General features: G+C 73.2%; 5 protein-coding genes. 1 reads left to right on the forward strand and 4 read right to left on the reverse strand.

The genetic code is table 11. The features are described 5' to 3' along the window. Window positions 1-97: 97 nt before the first annotated feature. The 4 genes from ABZ793_RS31645 to ABZ793_RS31660 form a co-directional block, all read right to left on the reverse strand. Window positions 98-1,108 (reverse strand): nitroreductase, encoded by a 1,011-nt coding sequence (locus ABZ793_RS31645; protein ID WP_357464033.1) that lies wholly within the window; start codon window positions 1,106-1,108, stop codon window positions 98-100. Window positions 1,109-1,173: 65 nt separating this feature from the next. Further along, the gene (locus ABZ793_RS31650) at window positions 1,174-2,046 is read right to left on the reverse strand and encodes a universal stress protein (RefSeq protein ID WP_357464035.1); all 873 of its coding nucleotides are present in this window, start codon (window positions 2,044-2,046) and stop codon (window positions 1,174-1,176) included. Continuing rightward, window positions 2,043-4,445: a phosphoketolase family protein gene (locus ABZ793_RS31655; protein WP_357464038.1), complete on the reverse strand. Its 2,403-nt coding sequence runs from the start codon at window positions 4,443-4,445 to the stop codon at window positions 2,043-2,045. Before ABZ793_RS31655 ends, ABZ793_RS31650 begins: the two co-directional genes overlap by 4 nt. A gap of 127 nt (window positions 4,446-4,572) precedes the next feature. Continuing rightward, a complete protein-coding gene (locus tag ABZ793_RS31660) occupies window positions 4,573-5,400 on the reverse strand; it encodes a universal stress protein (protein ID WP_357464041.1) in 828 nt (275 codons plus the stop codon). 736 nt (window positions 5,401-6,136) lie between these two features. Here ABZ793_RS31660 and ABZ793_RS31665 point away from each other — a divergent pair. Continuing rightward, on the forward strand, window positions 6,137-6,728 hold a 592-nt coding region (locus tag ABZ793_RS31665), incomplete at its 3' end, for a hypothetical protein (RefSeq protein ID WP_357464044.1).

A 6,728-nucleotide genomic window follows, 5' to 3' on the forward strand; every position in this document is an offset into this window, starting at 1 on the left:
CCAGGGAGGGGGTCACGTGCGGTTCGTACGGGGGGTCCGGTGCGCTGGCGGCCACCGGGCGATGGTATCTCCCGGTGGGCGTGGCCCAAGACGCGCGCTACGCGCCCCCGGAGCGGACCGCCGACGTGTCCACCACCTGCCGCACCTCGAGCCGCGGGGTGTGCGGCGGGCCGGCGTGCGACGGGTCCGCGATCCCCAGCCGCAGCACGAGGTACGGGTAGCCGAGGCCGGCCAGCAGCCCACGCAGCGTCTGCCGGGTGCCCGCCACCTCCACTACACCGCTCAGCGGCACCACCGACACCCCGAGCCGGGTGGCGGTCAGCCAGGCGGCCGAGAGCGCCTCGCCGGCGCGCAGCCAGCTGTCCGGCTCGTCCTCGTCGCCGTAGAGGAGCCCGTACACGGCGACCCGGTCGTGCCCCGGACCGACCGGCAGGGTGCCGGGGCGGCCGAAGTCCCGGGCCGGCACGGTGGTCTGCGGCGCCTCCGCGGGCAGCACCTCCGGCGGCAGGCCGGTGCCGGAGCCGCCCCGGCTGGTCCAGTACTCCAACTCCTCGCGCAGCTGCGAGTCCTCCGCCTCGACCGTCGCGGCGTGGCTGGCGACGGCGGCCAGCTCCAGGATGTTGTCGCGGTCGAGGAACTGGAGCTGGCACCCCTCGGCGGCGACCGCCGCCGCGATCCGCCCCAGGGTGGCGGTCGGCACCGGCTCGTCGCTGACCGGGCGTCGGTCCGTGTGCCGGACCTGCATGCACTGCACCAGGCGCATGGCCTCCGGGTCGGCCTCGACACGGGCCAGCCCGGTCAGCCGGGCGAGCAGATCAGGGGCGTCCGGGTCAGGCATCCGCTCCACCACGGCCGTCCAGCCCTCCGCGGTCAGCGCCACCCGCGCGTGGTGCAGCGCCGCCCCGCAGCTGTACGCCACCAGGCGACCCTCCGGGTCCGTGGCGGTCAGCCGGGGATCCCGGACCACGCGCAGCTCCAACGCGTCCGGCAGCACCCGCCACCGCCACGGCTGGCTGTTGTGCACGGACGGGGCGTGCCCGGCCGTCGCGGCGGCCTCCGCGAGGGCGGTGGTCAGCGGGCGGTCCCTGGCCGGCGTTTCGTGGCTCATCGTCACGACCTTTCGTTTCTCCCCATCGTGCCCCAGCCCGGCGGAGCCCCGGGCGGGCCCCTCGTTCAGCGTTCCCGGACCACGGCCACCGGGCAGTGGGCGTGGTGGATGAGCTGTTGGCTGACCGAGCCGAGCAGCATCCCCGTCAGGCCGCCGCGGCCGCGGGTGCCGACCACCACCAGGGACGCGGTGCGGCTGGCGTCGACCAGCAGGGACGCCGGGCTGCCCGCCGTCACCTCCACGTCGACCTCCACGTCGGGGAAGGCCCGGCTCCAGCGGGCCAGCGGCTCGTCCAGCTCGGCCCGGTCGGCGGCCGTCGCCTCCCATGCCTCAGGACCCGACGGCGGGCGCTGGCCGGGCCCCGGATGCCAGGCCCGCAGCACGTGCAGCGGCAGCCCCCGGGCGGCCGCCTGCTCGTACGCGAAGCCGAGCGCCACCAGCGAGCACTCCGAGCCGTCCACGCCGACCACCACCGGCCCCGTCCGCCCGCCCGCGGCTGCCTCCTGGCGGACCACCACGACCGGGCAGTGCGCGTGGGCCGTGACCGCCACCGCCGTCGAGCCGACGAGCAGCCCGCCGAAACCGCCGTGCCCCCGCGTGCCCAGCACCAGCAGGCCGGCCCGGCTCGAACGCTCCTGGAGCACCACCGTGGGCGGCCCGTCGAACACCTCACCGGTGACGGTCAGTTCCGGGTGCGCGGCGACCGCGTCCGCCGCCGCCTTGCCTACCAGCTCCTCGACCTGCCGGCGGGCTGCCTCGTCCGGCCAGATGCCCGGGGCGATGCCGGGGCCGACCCAGCCGGCCACGGTGACCCACTCGAAGACGTACGCCAGCCGGACGGGGCGTCCGCTGCGACCGGCCTCCTCCAGCGCCCACTCCAGCGCGACCGAGGCGTCGGAGGAGCCGTCGTAGCCGACCAGGATCTCGTTGCCGCTCATGCCCCACTCTCCAGACCGGCCTCCGTCTCGCGGACCCAGCGCCATTCTGCGACCCGAGGGTCGTCCTCGCCGTAGCGGCGGGTGTAATCCCGGCAGGACTGGCGCGCGTCGACCATGTCCTGCCGCAGGTGGGCGGCCCGGGCGGCCAGCCCCGGCACCCGGTCGATCACGTCGATGACCAGGTGGAAGCGGTCCAGGTCGTTGAGCATCACCATGTCGAACGGCGTGGTGGTGGTGCCCTCCTCCTTGTAGCCGCGCACGTGCAGGTTGTCGTGGTTGGTCCGGCGGTAGGTCAACCGGTGGATCAGCCACGGGTAGCCGTGGTAGGCGAAGATGACCTGCCTGTCCCGCGTGAAGATCGTGTCGAACTCCTTGTCCGACAGCCCGTGCGGGTGCTCCGTCGGGGGTTGCAGGCGCATCAGGTCGACCACGTTGACCACCCGCACCTTCAGCTCCGGCAGATGCTTGTGCAGCAGGTCGGCGGCGGCCAGCGTCTCCAGCGTCGGCACGTCGCCGGCGCAGGCGAGCACGACGTCCGGCTCCTCGCCGCCGTCGGTGCTGGCCCAGTCCCAGATGCCGATGCCCCGCCGGCAATGCATGACCGCCTCGTCCATCGACAGCCAGTTCGGCGCGGGCTGCTTGCCGGCCACCACCACGTTGATGTAGTGCCGGCTGCGCAAACAGTGGTCCATCGTCGAGAGCAGGGTGTTCGCGTCCGGCGGCAGGTAGACCCGCACCACCTCGGCCTTCTTGTTCATCACGTGGTCGATGAAGCCCGGGTCCTGGTGGGAGAAGCCGTTGTGGTCCTGCCGCCACACGTGGCTCGACAGCAGGTAGTTCAGCGACGCCACCGGCGCGCGCCACGGGATGCCCCGGGTCACCTTCAGCCACTTGGCGTGCTGGTTGACCATCGAGTCGACGATGTGGATGAACGCCTCGTAGCTGGTGAAGATGCCGTGCCGGCCGGTGAGCAGGTAGCCCTCCAGCCAGCCCTGGCACAGGTGCTCGGAGAGGACCTCCATCACCCGCCCGTCCGGCGAGAGGTGCTCGTCGCCGGGCACCGTCCCGGCCATCCACGCCCGGTCGGTGACCTCGAACGCCGCGCCCAGCCGGTTCGAGGCGACCTCGTCCGGGCCGAACAGGCGGAACGTCTCCGGGTTGGCGGTGATCACGTCGCGTATCCACGGGCCCAGCACGCCCGTGGCCCCGGCCACGGTCTCGCCGGGCCGCTGCACGTCGACGGCGTAGTCGCGGAAGTCCGGCAGCCTCAGGTCGCGCAGCACCAGCCCGCCGTTGGTGACCGGGTTGGCGCTCATCCGCCGCTCGCCCGTCGGCGGCAGCTCGGCCAGCTCGGCCACCGGCGCGCCGGTCGCGTCGAAGAGTTCCTCCGGGCGGTAGCTGCGCAGCCAGCGCTCCAACTCGGCCAGGTGCTCCGGGTTCTTCCGTACCTCCGCCAGGGGAACCTGGTGCGCGCGGTAGGTGCCCTCCACCTGCTTGCCGTCGACGTCCCGCGGCCCGGTCCAGCCCTTCGGCGTACGCAGGACGATCATCGGCCAGCGGGGACGCTCGACGGTGCCCCCGGAGCGGGCCCGCCGCTGGATGTCGGCGATCTCGTCCAGCGCCCGGTCCAGCGTGGCGGCGAGCGTCTGGTGCACGGTCGCCGGGTCGTCACCGGCCACCACGTACGGCTGGTAGCCGAAGCCGCGCATCATGTCCAGCAGGTCGCCCTCGGGGATCCGGTCCAGCACGGTCGGGCCGGCGATCTTGTAGCCGTTGAGATGCAGGACGGGCAGCACCGCGCCGTCGCGGGCCGGGTTGAGGAACACGTTGGAGAGCCAGCTCCCCGCGAGCGGGCCGGTCTCCGCCTCCCCGTCCCCGATGACGCAGGCGACCAGCAGGTCGGGGTTGTCGAACGCCGCGCCGTAGGCGTGGCTCAGCGCGTACCCCAGCTCGCCGCCCTCGTGGATCGAACCCGGCACCTCCGCCGCCACGTGGCTCGGGACGCCGCCGGGGAAGGAGAACTGGCGGAACAGCCCGGCCATGCCGGCCTCGTCGCGGCCGATGTGGTGGTACCGCTCGCTCCAGGTGCCCTCCAGCCAGGTGTTCGCGACGATCGCCGGGCCGCCGTGGCCGGGACCGGTCACGAACATGGCCCGCAGGTCACGGGCGACGATCACCCGGTTGAGGTGGGCGTAGAGCAGGTTCAGCCCGGGGCTGGTGCCCCAGTGGCCGAGCAGCCGCGGCTTGACGTGCTCGGGCGCCAGCGGCTCGCGGAGCAGCGGATTTTCCAGCAGGTAGATCTGCCCGACGGTCAGGTAGTTCGCCGCCCGCCAGTAGGCGTCCAGCCGGCGCAGCTCGTCTTGGGTCAGGGGGCTGTGCAGGTCGAGAGCGGTGTCCATACTGCATGAGCCTCTCGCGGATAGGGGAATCCTGCATCCTCGGAGCGCGGATTCGTCCGGGCCGGTCCCAGCTTCGCCGGTCGGCGCCGATGTGGATCAGGGCCGTTGGTCCCGCGCCGGGCGGGCGTTACGCCCCGTCCACCGGCACCCCCGTCAGCCCGCGCACCACGATCACCGGCGCGGGGGAGTGGTAGAGCAGCGCCTGGCTCACCGCGCCGAGCATGCCCCGCCACGGCTCGTCGCCCCGAGCGGCGACCAGCGCCACCTGCGCCGAGCGCGACTGTTCGACCAGGACGGTACCGGGGTCGCCGCGGATCGTGTGGCACTCCGCCGGCACCGACGGGAACCGGCGCGCGTACCGCGCCACCAACTCGACGAGCAGGCCGGGGTCCTCCGTGCCTTCCTCCGGCTCGACGACCCGGACGGCCAACAGTCGCGACTCCCGCCGGGCCGCGCACTCGAACGCCCACTCCAACGCGCCCCGGGAACTGGCGGAACCGTCCACCCCGACCAGCACCGGGCCCTGCGGCGGCGGATCCCGGCGGGCCACCAGCACCGGACATCCGGCCCGGGCGGCGAGCTGCACCGCCGGCACGTCGGCCGGCACGCAGTCGCCGCAGGCCGCCATGCCGGCGTCTCCGATGGCGAGCAGGAACGCCGACTCCGACCGGCGGACCAGGGTGGCGACGACGGCACCCTCGACGATCTCGCTGCTGACCGGCAGCGCCGGCTCGACCTCGGCGGCGATCTCGGCGGCCCTGGAGATCAGATCCTCGGCCTCGGCGCGCGGCCCCGCGATCGACGGGGCCTCCAACGCGGCCGTCCAGTTGAACGCGTGCAGCAGGCACAGCGGGCGGCCGTGCGCGGCGGCCTCCTGCGCGGCCAGCCTGACCACCGGCAGGTTGCGCTCCGAGCCGAGCCCGACCAGCACGGCCGCCTCGGTGGCTGCGGCCATCCGGCATCACCTCCGCAGGCGTCGCGCCCGGCCCTGTCGTCGAGGCTAGTACCGGCGGTGGGGCCGCGGGGTGTGATCGGCGGTTGCTCTGCGTCGTGGCTCGTCGGCTTGGTGGCGTTGTGGCTCGCTGTGCTGTCTTGGCGCGGGTGAGGTCGCTGTGCGGTCGTGGTGGGGTGTCGGGTTGCGGTGCGTGGTGGTGGGGTGTGGCCCGCCGTGCCCGGCTCCGGGCGGTCAGGCTTGATCCCTGCGCCGGGCACGGCGGGCCACACCCCGTCGGTGGTCGTGCGCCGTCCGTGCCTGGCTGTCCGTTATCCGGCGAATGGGCCGTCGGGAGGCCCGTCGGGAGGCGACGGTCCGGGTGGCGGTGTCCCGTGGGTCCGGTTTCGGGTGTGACCGGGGGCATCGTGGGCGCGGAATCGTGGCCGGGGCGGGGTCGTTACACCCTGCGTACGGCCGAGCAAGGCGACCCCCCGCCCCCTGGCGGGCTGGCGTGCAGGCCCCGGCCCCGGAATGTTGGTGGGCCGCCGGTCGTTACACATGGTCCCGGCCGATGAAGGGGCGACCCCCTCGCCCCGCGACACAGGCCACTCCCGTGGTCGGTCTTCAGATGGCCGGTCTGATTCTTCCCGGCGTGTGACGCCGGATCTCCTTTGAGTTTGTTGAGCGCCGGACGGTGCTTGCGCCCCGCTGAATCCCCCTTTCGGCGTGTGGTGCCAACCCCCGAATGGAGCATCTGATGAACACGATCATGCGTAAGAGCGTTCTCGGTATTGCTGGTCTGGCTTTCGCCGGTGGTGTGTTCGCCGGTCCGGCTGCTGCTCACGCCGCCCCGACGGTCGAGAGCACCCCGATCACCGCCGTGGCCGTGGCGGCGGACAAGCCGGCCGTGGACACCGCGAAGCTGGTTCCGCATGGTGTGCAGGGTGCGCAGTCGCGGATCGACCTGTCGGACGAGCAGGTGGGTAACGTGAAGGCGATCATCGCGGCGACGAAGAAGGCCGGGATGGACGAGCGGGCCGCGGTGGTGTCGATCGCGACCGCGTTGCAGGAGTCGAAGCTGGAGAACCTGGGTCACCTGGGTGACCGCAACGACCACGACTCGCAGGGACTGTTCCAGCAGCGCCCCTCCAGCGGTTGGGGCACGGTGGAGCAGATCACCGACCCCGAGTACTCGACCACGGCGTTCCTGAAGGGTCTGAAGCAGGTCGACGGGTGGCAGGACATGCCGCTGACCGAGGCCGCGCAGACCGTGCAGGTGTCGGCGTACCCCGACCACTACGCCCAGTGGGAGCAGCAGGCCGCCGACCTCGTCGCCAAGTACTGGAACA

The sequence above is a fragment of the Micromonospora sp. NPDC047465 genome (assembly GCF_040643125.1).
Lineage (GTDB): Bacteria > Actinomycetota > Actinomycetes > Mycobacteriales > Micromonosporaceae > Micromonospora.